Below are 18,355 nucleotides of genomic sequence, written 5' to 3' on the forward strand. Positions count from 1 at the left end.
CACGGATGTGGCTGGTGCCCGAGCGGCCGGGGAGCGTCAGGGGCCGTTCCGGCCGCACGACGTTCCCCTCCGGCATGGCGGGGTGAGCGGCGATGCCCACCAGCCGCACCGGACGGCCTCCCGTCCCCCGCGCTCCCAGGCGCCCCGCCGCGCCCCGGCTCGTCCGTGAGAACCGCGTCCTGGCCTTCTACCACCGTGCGCGCAGGGGCTGGGACCGGCCGCTGACCGCCTACTACCTCATCTTCGGCGGCAGTCTGCTGATCACCGTGCTGGGCCTGGTGATGGTCTACTCGGCCTCCCAGATCACCGCGCTGCAGATGTCGCTGCCGGGCTCGTACTTCTTCCGCAAGCAGCTGCTGGCCGCCGTGATCGGCGCCGGACTGCTCTTCGCCGCCTCGCGGATGCCGGTGAAGCTGCACCGGGCCCTGGCCTACCCGATCCTCGCCGGCGCCGTCTTCCTCATGGCCCTCGTGCAGATCCCCGGCATAGGAGTGTCGGTCAACGGCAACCAGAACTGGATCGCGCTCGGCGGCTCCTTCCAGATCCAGCCCAGTGAGTTCGGCAAGCTCGCGCTCGTGTTGTGGGGGGCCGACCTGCTGGCCCGCAAGCAGGACAAGAGGCTGCTGACCCAGTGGAAGCACATGCTCGTGCCGCTGGTGCCGGCCGCCTTCATGCTGCTCGGGCTGATCATGATCGGCGGCGACATGGGCACCGCGATCATCCTCACGGCCATCCTGTTCGGCCTGCTCTGGCTGGCCGGCGCGCCCACGCGGCTGTTCGCCGGAGTGCTGTCGGTAGCCGCCGTACTCGGCCTGATCCTCATCAAGACCAGCCCCAACCGCATGGCGCGCCTGCAGTGCCTGGGCGCCACCGAACCCCAGTCCGGCCCGGTCGACTGCTGGCAGGCCGTGCACGGCATCTACGCCCTCGCCTCCGGCGGAATCTTCGGCTCCGGGCTGGGTGCGAGTGTGGAGAAATGGGGTCAACTCCCCGAAGCCCACACCGACTTCATCTTCGCCGTCACCGGTGAGGAACTGGGCCTGGCGGGGACGCTGTCGGTACTCGCCCTCTTCGCGGCTCTAGGCTATGCGGGTATCCGCGTGGCCGGACGCACGGAGGACCCCTTCGTGAGGTATGCCGCGGGAGGCGTGACCACCTGGATCACGGCCCAGGCCGTGATCAACATCGGTGCGGTGCTCGGTCTGCTGCCGATCGCCGGCGTCCCCCTCCCGCTGTTCTCCTACGGGGGATCCGCCCTGCTGCCGACCATGTTCGCCATCGGGCTGCTGATCGCCTTCGCGCGCGACGAGCCCGCTGCGCGGGCGGCGCTTGCGATGCGGCAACCCCGCTTTGGTAGAAAGCGGGGGGCTGGGGGAACCGGTTCCGGCCGGAGTCCCCGGAGATGGAACACGATGCGACGGCGCGCCTCGGCGGCGCGCTCGTCCGGAGAGCGGTGAATTTCGGTGCATGTCGTACTCGCCGGCGGAGGAACCGCGGGCCACATCGAGCCCGCGCTCGCCCTCGCGGACGCCCTGCGCAGGCAGGATCCGACCGTGGGCATCACGGCCCTGGGCACGGAGCGAGGCCTGGAGACCCGTCTCGTACCCGAGCGTGGGTACGAACTCGCGCTGATCCCCGCCGTACCGCTGCCACGCAAGCCCACCCCCGAGCTGATCACCGTCCCGGGCCGGCTGCGCGGCACCATCAAGGCGACCGAGCAGATCCTGGAGCGCACCAAGGCGGACGCCGTGGTCGGCTTCGGCGGCTACGTCGCCCTGCCCGGCTACCTCGCGGCCAAGCGCCTCGGCGTGCCGATCGTCATCCACGAGGCCAACGCCCGCCCGGGCCTGGCCAACAAGATCGGCTCGCGGTACGCCAGCCAGGTCGCCGTCTCCACCCCGGACAGCAAGCTGCGCGGCGCCCGCTACATCGGCATCCCGCTGCGCCGCTCCATCGCCACCCTGGACCGGGCCGCCGTACGCCCCGAGGCCCGCGCCGCGTTCGGGCTCGACCCCAACCTGCCCACGCTGCTGGTCTCCGGCGGCTCCCAGGGCGCCCGCCGCCTCAACGAGGTCGTGCAGACGGTCGCGCCCTGGCTCCAGCAGGCCGGGATCCAGATCCTGCACGCGGTCGGCCCGAAGAACGAACTGCCGCAGGTCCAGCAGATGCCGGGGATGCCCCCCTACATCCCGGTAAGTTACCTGGACCGGATGGACCTCGCGTACGCCGCGGCCGACATGATGCTCTGCCGCGCGGGCGCGATGACCGTCGCCGAGCTCTCCGCCGTCGGGCTCCCGGCCGCCTACGTCCCGCTGCCCATCGGCAACGGCGAACAGCGGCTCAACGCCCAGCCGGTGGTCAAGGCCGGCGGCGGCCTGCTGGTCGACGACGCGGAGCTGACCCCCGAGTGGGTCCAGCAGAACGTCCTGCCCGTGCTCGCCGATCCGCACCGGCTGTACCAGATGTCCCGCGCCGCCGCCGAGTTCGGCCGCCGGGACGCCGACGACCTGCTCGTCGGCATGGTGTACGAGGCGATCGCCGCCGCTCGTGCACACCGCTAGGACCGTATGACGGAAGGCAGGGGAGCGTGGCCGGATCGACCACCGCCGAGCGCGGTGAACGCCAGCGGGAGTCGTCCGGCCCGCCGCCGGTCAGGCGCCTGAGGCGACGTCACCTTCGTATGATCGTCATTCTGGGTCTCGCCCTGGTGTTCCTCGGCATCCCGACGGTGTGGCTGTTCTACGGCTCCGACTGGCTGCGCGCCGAGCACGTCTCCGTGTCGGGGACCCGGGTCCTGACACCGCATCAGGTCGAGGCGGCCGCCGACGTCCCGCTCGGGAAGCCGCTGATCTCCGTCGACACCGATGCGATCGGGACGCGACTGCGGCAGAAGTTGCCCCGAATCGACTCGGTTGACGTGGTCCGTTCCTGGCCCCATGGAATCGACCTGAAAGTGGTCGAGCGGACTCCGGTTCTGATTGTCCAAAAGGGCGGAAAGTTCGTCGAAGTGGACGACGAAGGTGTCCGTTTCGCTACGGTTTCTGAGGCGCCGAAAGGCGTTCCCGCACTGGAATTGACGCTCTCCCGGTCCAGTTCCGCCGCCGCGAGCCTGCGCCGTTTCGGCGAGTCCCGGCTGGTGCGCGAGGCGGTGGGCGTCGCCCGCGCCGTTCCGGCCGCCGTCGCACGCGACACACGGATCGTCAAGGTCCGTTCCTACGACGACATCTCGCTGGAGTTGCGGGACGGCCGCACGATCGCCTGGGGGAGCAGCGAGAAGGGCGCCGCGAAGGCCCGTACGCTCACCGCCCTGATGAAAGCCTCGCCCGCCGCACGGTACTTCGACGTGAGTGTTCCCACCGCGCCCGCGTCAGCAGGGAGTTGACGCACATCCGCGCAGGCCAGCACCCTGGTTGGGCAGTGCTACGGCTGATCACATAGGGTGAAAAGAAAAACGGGAGGTTCGGCGTGTTCGTTGAAGGAGCGCCACTTGTCGACTTAGTGTCCTGTTCAGAAGACTCCAAGGAACAGACACACTGGTAACCCTAAACTTCAGGGTTAGGGTTCGGGTCGGCGATACGGACCGTCCCATTCGGCATCAGTCGTCGGGTCGCGGGGCGCAGCGCGCCACGGTGATTCGGCGACACGTAACTCGAGGCGAGAGGCCTTCGACGTGGCAGCACCGCAGAACTACCTCGCAGTCATCAAAGTCATCGGTGTCGGCGGCGGTGGTGTCAATGCCATCAACCGGATGATCGAGGTCGGTCTCAAGGGCGTCGAGTTCATCGCCATCAACACCGACGCGCAAGCTCTGTTGATGAGCGACGCCGACGTCAAGCTGGACGTCGGCCGTGAACTCACCCGCGGACTCGGCGCCGGAGCCAATCCGGAGGTCGGCCGCAAGGCCGCCGAGGACCACCGCGAGGAGATCGAGGAGGTCCTCAAGGGGGCCGACATGGTCTTCGTGACGGCCGGTGAAGGTGGCGGCACCGGCACCGGCGGCGCGCCCGTCGTGGCCAACATCGCGCGCAATCTGGGCGCCCTCACCATCGGCGTGGTCACGCGCCCGTTCACCTTCGAGGGACGGCGCCGCGCGAACCAGGCCGAGGACGGCATCGCCGAGCTCCGCGAAGAGGTCGACACCCTCATCGTCATCCCGAACGACCGGCTGCTGTCCATCTCGGACCGCCAGGTCTCGGTACTGGACGCCTTCAAGTCGGCCGACCAGGTCCTGCTCTCCGGTGTGCAGGGCATCACCGACCTCATCACCACCCCGGGCCTCATCAACCTCGACTTCGCCGACGTCAAGTCGGTCATGTCCGAGGCAGGCTCGGCACTGATGGGCATCGGCTCCGCCCGCGGCGACGACCGCGCGGTGGCCGCCGCCGAGATGGCGATCTCCTCGCCGCTGCTGGAGGCGTCCATCGACGGCGCCCGCGGTGTGCTGCTCTCCATCTCCGGTGGCTCGGACCTCGGTCTCTTCGAGATCAACGAGGCCGCCCAGCTGGTGAGCGAGGCCGCCCACCCCGAGGCCAACATCATCTTCGGCGCGGTGATCGACGACGCCCTCGGCGACGAGGTCCGGGTCACCGTGATCGCGGCCGGCTTCGACGGCGGCCAGCCCCCGGCCCGCCGGGAGAACGTGATCGGCTCGACCTCGGCCAAGCGCGAGGAGCCGGCCCCGGCACGGCAGACCGAGAGCCGCCCGTCCTTCGGTTCGCTCGGCAGCGTGACCCCGAAGGAGGACCCGGAGCCCGCTCCGGAACCGGTCAACGACATCCCGGTCGCCCCGCCGGTCCCGCCGGCGCCGCGGACCTACTCGGACAGCGCGGCCGAGGAACTGGACGTACCGGACTTCCTCAAGTGATCCTTCTGACGTGATAGGACAGCGCGAAAGCGTGAGCGGCGCCCACTTCGCCTTCACCGACCGGTGGGGCGGGGTGAGCGCCGCTCCGTATGAGGAGCTCAATCTCGGCGGAGCGGTCGGTGACGATCCGGACGCCGTACGCACCAACCGCGAGCTGGCCGCGAAGTCCCTGGGCGTCGAGCCGGACCGGGTGGTCTGGATGAACCAGGTGCACGGGGCCGACGTGGCGGTGGTGGACGGGCCGTGGGGATCTTCGCCCGAGATCCCGTCGGTCGACGCGATCGTCACGACGCGGCGGGGACTCGCCCTCGCCGTGCTCACCGCCGACTGCGTGCCGGTACTGCTCGCCGACCCCGTCGCCGGGATCGCCGCCGCGGCCCACGCGGGCCGGCCCGGCATGATCGCCGGAGTCGTCCCGGCCGCGCTACGCGCGATGACGGAGCTGGGCGCCGAGCCCTCCCGGATCGTCGCCCGCACCGGACCCACCGTCTGCGGCCGGTGTTACGAAGTGCCCGAGGCGATGCGCGCCGAGGTGTCCGCCATCGAGCCGGCGGCGTACGCCGAGACGAGTTGGGGCACTCCGGCGGTCGACGTGAGCGCCGGAGTGCACGCACAGCTGGAACGGCTCGGAGTGCGTGACCGGGCGCAATCGCCGGTGTGCACGCTGGAGTCGGACGATCACTTCTCGTACCGCCGCGACCGCACCACCGGTCGGCTCGCGGGCTATGTGTGGCTGGACTGATAAGGCATGACGGACCGTAAGGACGAACTCGCCGCGAATCTGGCGAAAGTGGAGCGGCGCATCGCCGACGCGTGCGCGGCCGCCGGTCGGGGGCGCGAAGAGGTGACCCTGATCGTGGTCACCAAGACCTACCCCGCGACCGATGTGCGGATCCTGGCGGAACTCGGCGTGCGGCACGTCGCCGAGAACCGTGATCAGGACGCGGCACCGAAGGCCGCCGCCTGTATGGATCTGCCCCTTACTTGGCATTTTGTCGGTCAACTCCAGACCAACAAAGTGCGATCCGTGGTCGGTTACGCGGACTTCGTGCAGTCCGTCGATCGTTCCAAGCTCGTCACAGCTCTGTCGAAGGAGGCTGTCCGCGCCGGACGGGAGCTGGGGTGTCTCATCCAGGTCGCACTCGACGCCGGTGAGAGCGAGCGGGGTGAGCGGGGAGGCGTCGCGCCCGCCGGAATCGAAGAGTTGGCCGACCTCGTCGCGCAGGCGCCGGGGCTGCGGCTCGGCGGACTGATGACCGTCGCGCCGCTGACCGGGGAGTACGCGGGACGCGAACAGGCGGCGTTCGGGCGGTTGATGGATTTGTCGACTGACCTGCGCCGGAGTCATCCGGCTGCCACCATGGTCTCGGCAGGGATGAGTGCGGACCTCGAACAGGCCGTGGCGGCCGGAGCGACACATGTGCGCGTCGGCAGCGCGGTACTCGGAGTCCGCCCCAGGCTCGGGTAACGTCGCCAGGAAGTCGGACCACAGCAGAAAATATGGTCATTGCCGCCGATAGGCGGATTCAAGGACCTCGTGGATCGCGGGCACTTGGCAGTCGTCAGCCGATCCACCACAGAGCGGAGGACTCAGAGCATGGCCGGCGCGATGCGCAAGATGGCGGTCTACCTCGGCCTCGTGGAGGACGATGGGTACGACGGCCGCGGATTCGACCCCGACGACGACTTCGAACCCGAACTGGACCCGGAGCCCGAGCGGGACCACCGACGGCACGAGCCGTCCCACCAGCCGCACGGCTCACATCAGCCCCAAAGGGACGAAGAGGTACGAGTCGTACAGCCGTCCGCACCTCGTGAACCGGCCGCCCGTTCCGCTTCGCTACCCGCGGAATCCGGCCGCCCGGCGCGCATCGCGCCCGTGGCATCCATCACACAAGAACGCGCAAGTCTGGAGAAGAACGCACCGGTGATCATGCCCAAGGTCGTGTCCGAACGAGAGCCTTACCGGATCACCACGCTCCACCCACGGACCTACAACGAGGCCCGTACCATCGGGGAACACTTCCGTGAAGGCACTCCGGTGATCATGAATCTGACTGAGATGGACGACACAGATGCGAAGCGACTTGTCGACTTTGCGGCCGGTTTGGTGTTTGGTCTTCACGGCAGTATCGAGCGGGTGACGCAGAAGGTGTTCCTGTTGTCGCCTGCTAACGTCGATGTCACGGCGGAGGACAAGGCCCGCATCGCAGAGGGCGGGTTCTTCAACCAGAGCTGAGACGTAACACCGGAAGCAGCAGTAACAGCAGGGCACAGGGGAGAGGGAAGCAACAGGTCATGAGCGTGGTTTTGGATGTCGTCTACATCGCGCTGATGTGCTTCCTCATCGTGCTCATCTTCCGGTTGGTCATGGACTACGTCTTCCAGTTCGCCCGCTCATGGCAACCAGGCAAGGCGATGGTGGTCGTTCTGGAGGCCACCTACACTGTCACGGATCCACCGCTCAAGCTTCTGCGGCGGTTCATTCCGCCGCTGCGTCTCGGGGGCGTGGCGCTCGACCTGTCCTTCTTCGTGCTGATGATCATCGTCTACATCCTGATCTCGATCGTGAGCCGGCTGTGAGCGATGTGAACTACGGTCTTGCCGAATGCCGACGACTACGTTGAGGTGAAGAGATGCCGTTGACCCCCGAGGACGTGCGGAACAAGCAGTTCACGACCGTCCGCCTCCGAGAAGGCTATGACGAGGACGAGGTCGATGCCTTCCTCGACGAGGTCGAAGCCGAACTGACCCGCCTGCTCCGCGAGAACGAGGACCTGCGCGCCAAACTGGCCGCGGCCACGCGCGCTGCTGCCCAGAACCAGCAGAACATGCGCAAGCCTCCGGAGCAGCAGGATCAGCAGCAACAGCAGCAGCAGGGCATGCGCGGTCCTGGTGGTCCCGTACCCGCCGGCATATCGGGCCCGCCGCAGCAGCAGATGGGTGGCCCCATGGGTGGTCCGCCCCAGCTGCCGAGCGGTGCCCCGCAGCTGCCCGCCGGTCCCGGCGGTCAGGGTGGTCCCCAGGGTCCTGGCGGTCCCGGCCCCATGGGCCAGGGTCCCGGTCCGATGGGTCAGCCCCCGATGCAGCAGCAGATGGGTGGTCCGATGGGCGGCCCCATGGGCGGTCCGATGGGCGGCCCCGGTCAAGGAGGCCCCGGTGGCGACAGCGCCGCCCGTGTCCTCTCGCTGGCCCAGCAGACCGCCGACCAGGCGATCGCCGAGGCCCGGTCCGAAGCCAACAAGATCGTCGGCGAGGCGCGTTCGCGTGCCGAGGGTCTGGAGCGTGACGCCCGTGCCAAGGCCGACGCCCTGGAGCGGGACGCGCAGGAGAAGCACCGCGTCGCGATGGGCTCCCTGGAGTCCGCCCGCGCGACGCTGGAGCGCAAGGTCGAGGACCTGCGCGGCTTCGAGCGCGAGTACCGCACGCGCCTGAAGTCGTACCTGGAGTCGCAGCTGCGTCAGCTGGAGACCCAGTCGGACGACTCGCTGGCCCCGCCGCGCACCCCGGCGACCGCGTCCCTCCCGCCGTCCCCGGCGCCTTCCATGGCACCGGCCGGCGCGAGCGCCCCGTCGTACGGCGGTGGCAACCAGACGATGGGCGGCGCTCCCTCGCCGTCCGGTCCGTCCTACGGCGGTCAGCAGCAGATGTCTCCGGCGATGACCCAGCCGATGGCGCCGGTGCGTCCGCAGGGCCCGTCGCCGATGGGTCAGGCGCCCTCGCCCATGCGGGGCTTCCTGATCGACGAGGATGACAACTGACGGCCTGATGGCCAGTAGTACGGCGTAGACGTCGGCAGCGTTCAGGGCGGGGCCCCGGGTTGAACCCGGGGCCCCGCCCTTTTGCCGCACGCGTCGGCCCTTTGCGACATCCGTTCGTGCGTACGCAACGCCGAAGGCCCGGACCCGCCAAGATCTTTGGCGGGTCCGGGCCTTCGGTCTGTGGCCTACGCCCTGTGGGTTACGCCTTGCGCAGGCGGAACGCCAGCGTCAGGGCCTCGTCCGTGAACGGGTTGCCGTAGCTGTCGTCCGCGTCGCCCTGCGCGAAGTCCGTCGCCAGGACCTCGTCGGCGATCAGGCCGGCGTGGTCGGTGAGGGCCGCGACCGTCGCCGGGTCCGTGGCGGTCCAGCGCAGTGCGATGCGGTCGGCCACGTCGAGGCCGCTGTTCTTGCGGGCCTCCTGGATCAGGCGGATCGCGTCACGGGCCAGCCCCGCACGGCGGAGCTCCTCCGTGATCTCCAGGTCCAGGGCGACCGTCGCGCCCGCGTCGGACGCCACCGACCAGCCCTCGCGCGGCGTCTCCGTGATGATCACCTCGTCGGGAGCCAGCGTGATGGTCTCGCCGTCGACCTCCACCGACGCCGTGCCCTCGCGCAGGGCCAGGGACAGCGCGGCCGCGTCCGCGTTCGCGACGGCCCTGGCCACGTCCTGGACCCGCTTGCCGAACCGCTTGCCGAGCGCGCGGAAGTTGGCCTTCGCGGTGGTGTCCACCAGGGAGCCGCCGACCTCGCTCAGCGTCGCGAGGGACTCGACGTTCAGCTCCTCGGTGATCTGCGCGCGCAGTTCCGAGTCCAGCGTGTCGAAGCCCGTCGCCGCGATCAGGGCGCGGGACAGCGGCTGACGGGTCTTGACGCCCGACTCCGCGCGCGTGGCACGGCCCAGCTCCACGAGCCGGCGCACCAGCACCATCTGCTTCGACAGCTCCGGGTCGATGGCGGTGAGGTCCGCCTCGGGCCAGGCCGACAGGTGGACCGACTCCGGGGCCCCCGGGGTGACCGGAACGATCAGGTCCTGCCACACCCGCTCGGTGATGAACGGGGTCAGCGGGGCCATCAGCTGTGTCACCGTCTGGACGACCTCGTGCAGCGTGCGCAGCGCCGCCTTGTCGCCCTGCCAGAAGCGGCGGCGGGAGCGGCGCACGTACCAGTTCGACAGGTCGTCGACGAACGCGGACAGCAGCTTGCCGGCGCGCTGGGTGTCGTAGGCGTCCAGCGCCTGGGTGACCTGGTCGGTGAGCGCGTGCAGTTCGGACAGCAGCCAGCGGTCCAGGACCGGGCGCTCGGCCGGCGCCGGGTCGGCCTCCGACGGGGCCCAGCCCGTCGTACGGGCGTACAGGGCCTGGAAGGCGACCGTGTTCCAGTACGTCAGCAGCGTCTTGCGGACGACCTCCTGGATCGTGCCGTGACCCACGCGGCGGGCCGCCCACGGGGAGCCGCCGGCCGCCATGAACCAGCGGACCGCGTCGGCGCCGTGCCGGTCCATGAGCGGGATCGGCTCCAGGGTGTTGCCCAGGTGCTTGGACATCTTGCGGCCGTCCTCGGCGAGGATGTGGCCGAGGCAGACCACGTTCTCGTACGACGACTTGTCGAAGACCAGCGTGCCGACCGCCATCAGCGTGTAGAACCAGCCGCGGGTCTGGTCGATGGCCTCGCAGATGAACTGCGCCGGGTAACGGGACTCGAAGATCTCCTTGTTCCTGTACGGGTAGCCCCACTGCGCGAACGGCATCGAACCCGAGTCGTACCAGGCGTCGATGACCTCGGGCACGCGCGTGGCCGTCTCGCCGCAGCCGTCCTGCGGGCAGGCGAAGGTGACCTCGTCGATGAACGGGCGGTGCGGGTCCAGGCCCGACTGGTCGGTGCCGGTCAGCTCGGTCAGCTCCGTGAGGGAGCCGACGCAGGTGAGGTGGTCGTCCTCGCAGCGCCAGATCGGCAGCGGGGTGCCCCAGTAGCGGTTGCGGGACAGCGCCCAGTCGATGTTGTTGTTCAGCCAGTCGCCGTACCGGCCGTTCTTGACCGTGTCCGGGAACCAGTTGGTGTTCTCGTTCTCCGCGAGGAGGCGGTCCTTGACCGCGGTGGTGCGGATGTACCAGGAGGGCTGCGCGTAGTAGAGAAGCGCGGTGTGGCAGCGCCAGCAGTGCGGGTAGCTGTGCTCGTACGGGATGTGCTTGAAGAGCAGGCCGCGCTGCTGGAGGTCCTCGGTGAGCTTTTCGTCCGCCTTCTTGAAGAAGACGCCGCCGACGAGGGGGACGCCCTCCTCGAACGTGCCGTCCGCGCGGACCGGGTTCACGACCGGCAGGCCGTACGCGCGGCAGACCTTCAGGTCGTCCTCACCGAAGGCGGGGGACTGGTGGACCAGACCCGTACCGTCCTCGGTCGTGACGTACTCGGCGTTCACGACGTAGTGCGTGCCGCCCTCGGTCTCCGGGAACTCGACGAGCTCGAACGGGCGCTGGTACGCCCAGCGCTCCATCTCGGCGCCCGTGAAGGTCCGGCCGGTGGTCTCCCAGCCCTCGCCGAGGGCCTTGGCGACGAGCGGCTCGGCGACGACCAGCTTCTCCTCGCCGTTTGTCGCCACGACGTAGGTCACCTCGGGGTGCGCGGCGACCGCGGTGTTGGAGACCAGGGTCCAGGGCGTGGTCGTCCACACCAGGAGCGCGGCCTCGCCGGCCAGCGGGCCGGAGGTCAGCGGGAAGCGGACGAAGACCGACGGGTCGACGACCGTCTCGTAACCCTGCGCCAGCTCGTGGTCCGACAGGCCCGTGCCGCAGCGGGGGCACCAGGGGGCGACGCGGTGGTCCTGGACCAGCAGGCCCTTGTTGAAGATCTCCTTGAGCGACCACCAGACCGACTCGATGTAGTCGGGGTCCATGGTGCGGTAGGGGGCGTTGAGGTCGGTCCAGAACCCCATGCGCCTCGTGAGTTCTTCGAAGGCGTCCGTGTGCCGGGTCACCGACTCGCGGCACTTCGCGTTGAACTCCGCGATGCCGTACGCCTCGATGTCCTGCTTGCCGGAGAAGCCGAGCTCCTTCTCCACGGTCAGCTCCACCGGGAGGCCGTGGCAGTCCCAGCCGGCCTTGCGGGCCACGTGGTAGCCGCGCATGGTGCGGAAGCGGGGGAAGACGTCCTTGAAGACGCGGGCCTCGATGTGGTGGGCACCGGGCATGCCGTTGGCGGTGGGCGGACCCTCGTAGTACACCCACTCCGGGCGGCCCTCGGACTGTTCCAGGCTCTTGGCGAAGATCTTCTGCTCGCGCCAGAAGTCGAGCACGGCGTGCTCGAGGGCGGGCAGGTCGACCTGGGCGGGCACCTGGCGGTACGTCGGCGATGTCATCAGCGGGCTTCCTCCGGCGGACTTGCTGCCTTCCGTCCGGAGGGACGAGAGCTACGTCTGTGCCTGCGCCGCCTTCGGCGCGCTCCCGCGGTACCACCCTCCTTGGCCCTCCGGCGCGGGGTGTGCGTCGGTGAGCCCCCTCATTGGGGTCGCGATGCCGGTTCTACTGGCCACTGCGCTCGGCGGCGGTTTTCTTCCGGCGGCTCCGGGGTGATCTTCACGTCGCGCTCGCCCCCGGGCTCCCACCGTCCCCGGGTCGCTCTGGGCTGCGTACGCCGCTACTCGTCCCCATCCACGCTTTTCGCTCCGCCCAGTGTACGGCGCCGCGCGGACAGCGGCCGACCGCTTTTCCGGGGCGGTCGGGGTCAGAGGGGCCTACGGGACGTCGGCAGAGGTGACGTATGGGTTTGATGACCCGAATGGCGAGGTATGGGTGTTCGGATCCTGGGACGTCCGGCTCGGCGGATTACCGGGCGGGGAGCTGGGCACAACGGATGCAGGTTCGCCGCGCGGGTGCGCGAGGCGGGCGAATCGGGCGGTGTGCCCCGTTGCCGCGGGACTCAAGTCGATTTATCGTCCCAGCACGATTCGCGAGCAAGATCACAATATGTGAAGGGGCCGCGGCCATGGTGGCGAAGAAGACCGCCGTACAGCAGCCGGCGTCCGGCAGGTCCGCGGAGGCCTCCGGCGGTGCGGCCAAGGACGTGGGCGGGAAGAAGACCACGCAGGGGGGCTCGGCGGGGCGGGCGGCGAAGGGGGCGGCCGGGAAGGCGACGGAGGGGACGAAGGCGGCTGTCAAGAAGACGAAGGCGGCCGTCGAGAAGGTGGCGGCCAAGACGGCTGTGGCCGAGGAAGCGGTGGCCAAGGCCGGGAAGGCTGTGACCAGGAAGGCCGCGCCGAAGAAGGCCGCGGCCAGGGCTCCGGCGGAGGGGGCGGCGGCCAGGGCTCCTGCGGAGGCGGCGGCCAAGAGCCCGGCGGCGAGGAAGACGGCAGCCGGGAAGGCGACGGCCGGGAAGACGACGGCCAGGACCGCGGCCGGGAATGCCCCGGCCAAGGAGGCGGTGGCAAAGGAGACGGCGGCCAAGGTCGCGGGCGAGAGGGCCCCGGCCAGGAAGGCGGCGGCCAAGGCCGCGGGTGAGAGGGCCCCGGCCAGGAAGGCCCCGACCACGAAGCCGTCGGCAAAGGAGGCGGCGGCCAAGAAGGCGGCGACCAGGAAAGCGGCGGCCGAGAAGGCGGCGGTCAAGAAGACGGCGGCCAAGGCCGCGGGGGAGAGGGCCCCGGCCAAGGAGGCGGCGGCCGAGAAGGCGGCGGTCAAGAAGACGGCGGCCAAGGCCGCGGGTGAAGGGGCCCCCGCCAAGGAGGCGGCGGCCAAGAAAGCGGCGGCCAAGGTCGCGGGCGAGAGGGCCTCGGCCGAGAGGGCCCCGGCCATGGAGACGGCGGCCAAGAAGGCGGCGACCAGGAAAGCGGCGGCAGAGAAGGCGGCGGTCAAGAAGGCGGCGGCCAAAGCCCCGGCCGAGAAGGCAGCGGCCCTGGAGACGGCGGCCGAGAAGACAGCGGCCATGGAGACGGCGGCCAAGGTCGCGGGCGAGAGGGCCTCGGCCGACGAGGCGGCGGCCAAGGAGACGGCGGCCAACAAGGCGGCGGCGAAGGAGACGGAAGCCAAGGTCGCGGGCGATAGGGCCCCGGCCACGGAAGCGGTGGCCAAAGAAGCTGCTGTCCAGGGGACGGCGGCAAAGAAGGCCGCGGTCAAGAGGGCGAAGGCCGCCAAGGCCGGGGCCGCTGGGAAGGCCGGCGTCGGGAAGAAGGGCGTCGAGGCCGAGGGCGTTCGCGCCGGAGGCGAGAGCACCACCACGAAGGGCGCTGTCGGGAAGGGCGCGGCCCGGACCGGCGCGGTCACACAGGACACGGCCGGGAGCAACACGGCCAAGAAGGCGGGTGCGGCCGAGGCCGCGCAGCAGACGGGAGCGACGACCGTGGGTGCGAAGAAGACTCCTGGTACGGCGACGGCGGCCAAGACCGCGGTTCCGAAGGCACGGGCGGCAGCGGCGGAGCCCGGTGAGCTCGCGGTTCGCCCGGGCGAGGACCCCTGGACGGAGGCGGAGGTCGAGGAGGCGCGTGCCGAGCTGACGTCCGAGGAGATCCGGCTGCGTGAGGAGATCACGTCGTCGGAGCGGTCGCTCGCCGGTCTGATGCGGGACTCCGGGGACGGCGCGGGCGACGACCAGGCGGACACCGGGACCAAGAACATCACCCGCGAGCACGAGCTGGCCCTGGCCGCCAACGCGCGCGAGATGCTCGTCCAGACCGAGCGCGCCCTGGAGCGCCTGCACGCGGGCACCTACGGCCTGTGCGAGAACTGCGGCAACCCCATCGGCAAGGCCCGCATGCAGGCCTTCCCGCGGGCCACCCTGTGCGTGGAGTGCAAGCAGAAGCAGGAACGCCGGTACTGACCGGCCGCCGAATGCCTCCTGAGCACGTGGGACGCCCGGGGTGTGCCGTACCCTCGTCCTCAGTCAGGCACCTAGGTTGAGGGACTCACGTGGCAGAGGCGGAGCGCATCATCGGTACGCCGGACACACCGGACGCGACCGGCAACGGCCGGGGGCGGCCCGGCGAGGACGCGGCGCCGGGCGGGCGCGCCGACTCCGAGGGCACCCAGGCCCCGGCCGGGCGGCCCCGGGGCAAGCGCCGGATCGCGGTCCTGTTCGCGGTCGCCACGTTCGCGTACGCCCTCGACCTGATCAGCAAGATGATCGTGGTGGCCAAGCTGGAGCACCACCCGCCCATCGAGATCATCGGGGACTGGCTGAAGTTCGAGGCGATCCGCAACGCGGGCGCCGCGTTCGGCTTCGGCGAGGCCTTCACGGTGATCTTCACCATGATCGCGGCGGCGGTGATCGTGGTGATCGCCCGGCTCGCCCGCAAGCTCTACAGCCTGCCCTGGGCGATCGCGCTCGGCCTGCTGCTCGGCGGTGCGCTGGGCAACCTCACCGACCGGATCTTCCGGGCGCCGGGCGTCTTCGAGGGCGCGGTCGTGGACTTCATCGCGCCCAAGCACTTCGCCGTGTTCAACCTGGCCGACTCGGCGATCGTGTGCGGCGGCATCCTGATCGTGCTGCTGTCGTTCAAGGGGCTCGACCCCGACGGGACCGTCCACAAGGACTGAGCCCGTCAAGGGCCCCGCGCGGAGTTGTCCACAGGCTCCGTACGGAGCTGTCGGACCCGTCCGGCATACTCGACGGGTGAGCACGATTCCCGAGATCCGTACCCTGCCCGTGCCCGACGGACTGGAGGGCGAGCGCGTCGACGCCGCCATCTCCCGCATGTTCGGCTTCTCCCGGACCAAGGCGGCCGAGCTCGCCGCCGCGGGGAAGGTCACGGTCGACGGATCGGTGGTCGGCAAGTCCGAGCGGGTGCACGGCGGCGCCTGGCTGGAGGTCGAGATGCCGCAGGCGCCCGCGCCGGTGCAGGTGGTGGCCGAGCCGGTCGAGGGCATGGAGATCGTGCATGACGACGATGACGTGGTCGTGATCGTCAAGCCGGTGGGCGTGGCCGCGCACCCGTCGCCGGGCTGGACCGGCCCGACCGTCATCGGGGGCCTGGCCGCCGCCGGGTACCGGATCTCGACCTCGGGGGCCGCGGAGCGCCAGGGCATCGTGCACCGGCTCGACGTCGGCACGTCCGGTCTGATGGTGGTCGCCAAGTCGGAGTACGCGTACACGTCCCTGAAGCGCCAGTTCAAGGAGCGCACGGTCGACAAGCGGTACCACACGCTCGTCCAGGGCCACCCCGACCCGACCAGCGGCACCATCGACGCGCCCATCGGCCGCCACCCGCAGCACGACTACAAGTGGGCCGTCACCGCCGAGGGCAAGCCGTCCGTCACGCACTACGACCTGATCGAGGCCTTCCGGGCGGCGTCCCTGCTGGACGTGAAGCTGGAGACCGGCCGCACGCACCAGATCCGCGTCCACATGGCCGCCCACCGGCACCCCTGCGTCGGCGACCTGACGTACGGCGCCGACCCGACGCTCGCCAAGCGGCTCGGTCTGACCCGCCAGTGGCTGCACGCGGTGCGGCTCGGCTTCGAGCACCCCGGGGACGGGCAGTGGGCGGAGTTCTCCTGCGAGTACCCGGAGGACCTCCAGAAGGCGCTGGACCAGGTCCGGGAGGAGACGTACGCATGAGCGGGACGCCGTCGCCGTCGCTGCCGTACGTGGTGCGGGTCGCCGAGGGCCCGGCCGACCGTGAGGCGTGCTTCGCGGTGCGCAAGGAGGTGTTCGTCGGCGAGCAGGGCGTGCCGGAGGACATCGAGTACGACGCGTACGACTCGGGGGCCGTCCATGTGCTGGCGGTCCGGGGGGACGGCGTGCCGCTCGGGACGGGGCGGCTGCTGCTCGGGGAGGCGGCCGTGGCACAGACGGGAGCCGACGCGTCCGTGGGCTCCCTCGGCCGGCTCGCCGTGGCCGCCCACGCGCGCGGACTCGGTGTCGGCGTCGCCCTGGTGCGGGCCATCGAGGACGCGGCACGCGCGCGTGGCCTCGCCGCCGTGGACCTGCACGCCCAGACCCACGCGCTGGGCTTCTACGAGCGGCTCGGCTACGAGGCCTACGGGCCGGAGTACTTGGAGGCGGGCATTCCGCACCAGGGGATGCGGCGTTCGCTTTAGCCCGTCATGAAGGGTGCCGAAACGGTTTGTCCCGGGAGTTGCGTGGCAGGCTTGAGGTCAGTCGTGTGAACGTCTGACCTACCGGAGCGCTGACCGTGGATCAGTTGGCCCTGCTTTTCGTGCTGCTGCTCGGGGCCGTGATCAGTGTCCCGGTCGGGGACCGGTTCAGCGTGCCCGCGCCGGTGCTGATGACGCTCCTGGGCATAGTGCTCGCGCTGCTCGACTTCGTACCGAACGTCGAGATCCCGCCGGACCTGATCCTGCCGCTGCTGTTGCCGCCGCTGCTGTACGCCGCCGTGCGCCGCACGTCCTGGCGGCAGTTCGCGGCGAACAAGAGACCGATCTTCCTGCTGGCCGTGGCGCTGGTGTTCGTCACCATGACCTGTGTGGCCGCCGCGGCCAACGCGATCGTGCCGGGGCTGCCGCTGGCCGCGGCGTTCGCACTCGGCGCGCTGGTCGCGCCGCCGGACCCGGTCGCGGCGACCGCCGTCGCCGGGCAACTGGGGCTGCCGCGCCGGCTGGTGTCGATCCTGGAGGGCGAGGGGCTGTTCAACGACGTGACGGCCATCGTCCTGTACCACGTGGCGATCGCCGCCGCCGTCAGCGGGACGTTCTCCCCCTGGAAGGCCGGGCTCGATCTGGTGCTGTCGGCCGTGGTGGCGGTGGCCGTGGGCCTCGCGCTGGGCTGGGGCGCGAACAAACTGATGGAACTGCTCGGGGACGCGACCCTCCAGATCGGGCTGACCCTGCTGGTGCCGTACGCCTCGTACGTCCTGGCCGAGGAGATGCACGGGTCCGGGGTGCTCGCCGTGCTCACCACCGCGCTGTTCCTCGCGGAGTACGGGTCCGATGCCGACGACGTCATGACGCGGCTGGCCGGGCACACGTTCTGGAACATCGTCGACACGCTCGTCACCGGCGTCGCGTTCGGGCTGGTCGGGCTGGAGCTGCACAACGCGATCCACACGGCGTCCGGCCGGTGGGGCGAGCTGCTCGGGTGGGCGGCGCTGGTCGTCTGCGTGGTCGTGTTCGTACGGCTGTTGTGGCTGCTGCCGGCGACCTGGCTGACGAAGCGGCTGCACGCGCGACGGGACTACGACGAGGACATCCCGGTGAGCTGGCGCGAGACCGTGGTGATGTGGTGGTCCGGGATGCGGGGAGTGGCCTCGGTGGCGCTGGTGCTGGCCATTCCGCTGGAGACCGACGCGGGCTCGCCGTTCCCCAGCCGGGACGAGATCATCTTCATCGCGTTCGGCGTGATCGTGGTGACGCTGGTGGTACAGGGGCTCACGTTGCCGTGGCTGGTGCGGTGGCTGGGGGTGCGCGCCGACACGGATGTCGAGAAGGAGTTCGCGAAGGCGCTGGCGATCCGGGCGGCGCAGGCGGCGAAGCGGAGGCTGCGGGAGATCGAGGAGAGCGAGGACATGCCGGAGGAACTGTCCGAGCAGATGCTGCGGCGGGCCTTCGACATCGGGGTGCGGATCAGTCCCGAACTGGCCGAGGACGAGCGGCGGGAGGCGTACCGGGAGCGCGCTCGGCGGGTGAAACGGGTGCGGCGGATCCAGCAGGAGATGCTGAGTGCGGCGCGGCACGAGGTGCTGGCGGCGCGGAGTGAACCCGGGGCGGATCCCGAGGTGGTGGACCGGGTGCTGCGGCATCTGGACGTGCGGAGCCTGCGCTGAGTTCGACCTCGGTGGCTGATGGGTCGT

General features: G+C 70.3%; 15 protein-coding genes. 14 read left to right on the top strand and 1 reads right to left on the bottom strand.

Translation table 11 applies throughout. The features are described from left to right. Nucleotides 1-92: 92 nt before the first annotated feature. The 9 genes from ftsW to SCNRRL3882_RS30125 all read left to right on the top strand — a co-directional run bounded on the left by ftsW (nt 93) and on the right by SCNRRL3882_RS30125 (nt 8,625). The gene (gene ftsW, locus SCNRRL3882_RS30085; RefSeq protein ID WP_010039352.1) at nt 93-1,457 is read left to right on the top strand and encodes a putative lipid II flippase FtsW; all 1,365 of its coding nucleotides are present in this window, start codon (nt 93-95) and stop codon (nt 1,455-1,457) included. A gap of 6 nt (nt 1,458-1,463) precedes the next feature. Next, complete coding sequence (gene murG / locus SCNRRL3882_RS30090; protein ID WP_010039354.1) at nt 1,464-2,561, top strand: undecaprenyldiphospho-muramoylpentapeptide beta-N-acetylglucosaminyltransferase; 1,098 nt, start codon at nt 1,464-1,466, stop codon at nt 2,559-2,561. A gap of 26 nt (nt 2,562-2,587) precedes the next feature. Beyond that, complete coding sequence (locus SCNRRL3882_RS30095) at nt 2,588-3,382, top strand: cell division protein FtsQ/DivIB (protein ID WP_029181130.1); 795 nt, start codon at nt 2,588-2,590, stop codon at nt 3,380-3,382. A 288-nt stretch (nt 3,383-3,670) separates the two neighbouring features. Then, complete coding sequence (ftsZ, locus tag SCNRRL3882_RS30100; RefSeq protein WP_010039359.1) at nt 3,671-4,864, top strand: cell division protein FtsZ; 1,194 nt, start codon at nt 3,671-3,673, stop codon at nt 4,862-4,864. 10 nt (nt 4,865-4,874) lie between these two features. Further along, a complete protein-coding gene (gene pgeF, locus SCNRRL3882_RS30105) occupies nt 4,875-5,606 on the top strand; it encodes a peptidoglycan editing factor PgeF (protein ID WP_029181131.1) in 732 nt (243 codons plus the stop codon). 6 nt (nt 5,607-5,612) lie between these two features. Then, nucleotides 5,613-6,332, top strand: coding sequence for a YggS family pyridoxal phosphate-dependent enzyme (locus SCNRRL3882_RS30110; RefSeq protein ID WP_010039363.1), 720 nt, complete (start codon nt 5,613-5,615; stop codon nt 6,330-6,332). 129 nt (nt 6,333-6,461) lie between these two features. Continuing rightward, nucleotides 6,462-7,103: a cell division protein SepF gene (locus tag SCNRRL3882_RS30115; protein ID WP_010039366.1), complete on the top strand. Its 642-nt coding sequence runs from the start codon at nt 6,462-6,464 to the stop codon at nt 7,101-7,103. Between the two features lie 59 nt (nt 7,104-7,162). Further along, complete coding sequence (locus SCNRRL3882_RS30120; RefSeq protein ID WP_007448661.1) at nt 7,163-7,447, top strand: YggT family protein; 285 nt, start codon at nt 7,163-7,165, stop codon at nt 7,445-7,447. A 53-nt stretch (nt 7,448-7,500) separates the two neighbouring features. After that, entirely contained in the window at nt 7,501-8,625 is a 1,125-nt protein-coding gene (locus SCNRRL3882_RS30125) for a DivIVA domain-containing protein (RefSeq protein ID WP_029181132.1), read from the top strand. Between the two features lie 199 nt (nt 8,626-8,824). Here SCNRRL3882_RS30125 and ileS read toward each other — a convergent pair whose 3' ends face one another. Next, nucleotides 8,825-11,977: an isoleucine--tRNA ligase gene (ileS, locus tag SCNRRL3882_RS30130; RefSeq protein WP_010039381.1), complete on the bottom strand. Its 3,153-nt coding sequence runs from the start codon at nt 11,975-11,977 to the stop codon at nt 8,825-8,827. Between the two features lie 626 nt (nt 11,978-12,603). Here ileS and SCNRRL3882_RS42300 point away from each other — a divergent pair. From SCNRRL3882_RS42300 to SCNRRL3882_RS30160, 5 genes are all read left to right on the top strand, one after another. Beyond that, a complete protein-coding gene (locus SCNRRL3882_RS42300) occupies nt 12,604-14,427 on the top strand; it encodes a TraR/DksA family transcriptional regulator (RefSeq protein WP_267880840.1) in 1,824 nt (607 codons plus the stop codon). A gap of 89 nt (nt 14,428-14,516) precedes the next feature. After that, nucleotides 14,517-15,143: a signal peptidase II gene (lspA, locus tag SCNRRL3882_RS30145; RefSeq protein ID WP_010039385.1), complete on the top strand. Its 627-nt coding sequence runs from the start codon at nt 14,517-14,519 to the stop codon at nt 15,141-15,143. Between the two features lie 76 nt (nt 15,144-15,219). Next, on the top strand, nt 15,220-16,164 hold the full coding sequence (locus tag SCNRRL3882_RS30150) for an RluA family pseudouridine synthase (protein WP_010039386.1): 945 nt from the start codon (nt 15,220-15,222) through the stop codon (nt 16,162-16,164). Further along, nucleotides 16,161-16,646, top strand: coding sequence for a GNAT family N-acetyltransferase (locus SCNRRL3882_RS30155; RefSeq protein ID WP_010039388.1), 486 nt, complete (start codon nt 16,161-16,163; stop codon nt 16,644-16,646). The genes SCNRRL3882_RS30150 and SCNRRL3882_RS30155 overlap by 4 nt, the downstream gene beginning before the upstream one ends. 95 nt (nt 16,647-16,741) lie before the next feature. After that, complete coding sequence (locus tag SCNRRL3882_RS30160; protein WP_029181133.1) at nt 16,742-18,328, top strand: Na+/H+ antiporter; 1,587 nt, start codon at nt 16,742-16,744, stop codon at nt 18,326-18,328. Nucleotides 18,329-18,355: the final 27 nt, after the last annotated feature.

The organism is Streptomyces chartreusis NRRL 3882, from assembly GCF_900236475.1.
Classification (GTDB): domain Bacteria; phylum Actinomycetota; class Actinomycetes; order Streptomycetales; family Streptomycetaceae; genus Streptomyces; species Streptomyces chartreusis_D.

Coding starts and splice junctions, on each gene's coding strand:
- SCNRRL3882_RS30155 (WP_010039388.1), top strand. CDS start 16,161: ATGAGCGGGACGCCGTCGCCGTCGCTGCCGTACGTGGTGCGGGTCGCC.
- SCNRRL3882_RS42300 (WP_267880840.1), top strand. CDS start 12,604: ATGGTGGCGAAGAAGACCGCCGTACAGCAGCCGGCGTCCGGCAGGTCC.
- SCNRRL3882_RS30125 (WP_029181132.1), top strand. CDS start 7,501: ATGCCGTTGACCCCCGAGGACGTGCGGAACAAGCAGTTCACGACCGTC.
- ftsW (WP_010039352.1), top strand. CDS start 93: ATGCCCACCAGCCGCACCGGACGGCCTCCCGTCCCCCGCGCTCCCAGG.
- ileS (WP_010039381.1), bottom strand. CDS start 11,977: ATGACATCGCCGACGTACCGCCAGGTGCCCGCCCAGGTCGACCTGCCC.
- SCNRRL3882_RS30110 (WP_010039363.1), top strand. CDS start 5,613: ATGACGGACCGTAAGGACGAACTCGCCGCGAATCTGGCGAAAGTGGAG.
- SCNRRL3882_RS30115 (WP_010039366.1), top strand. CDS start 6,462: ATGGCCGGCGCGATGCGCAAGATGGCGGTCTACCTCGGCCTCGTGGAG.
- SCNRRL3882_RS30120 (WP_007448661.1), top strand. CDS start 7,163: ATGAGCGTGGTTTTGGATGTCGTCTACATCGCGCTGATGTGCTTCCTC.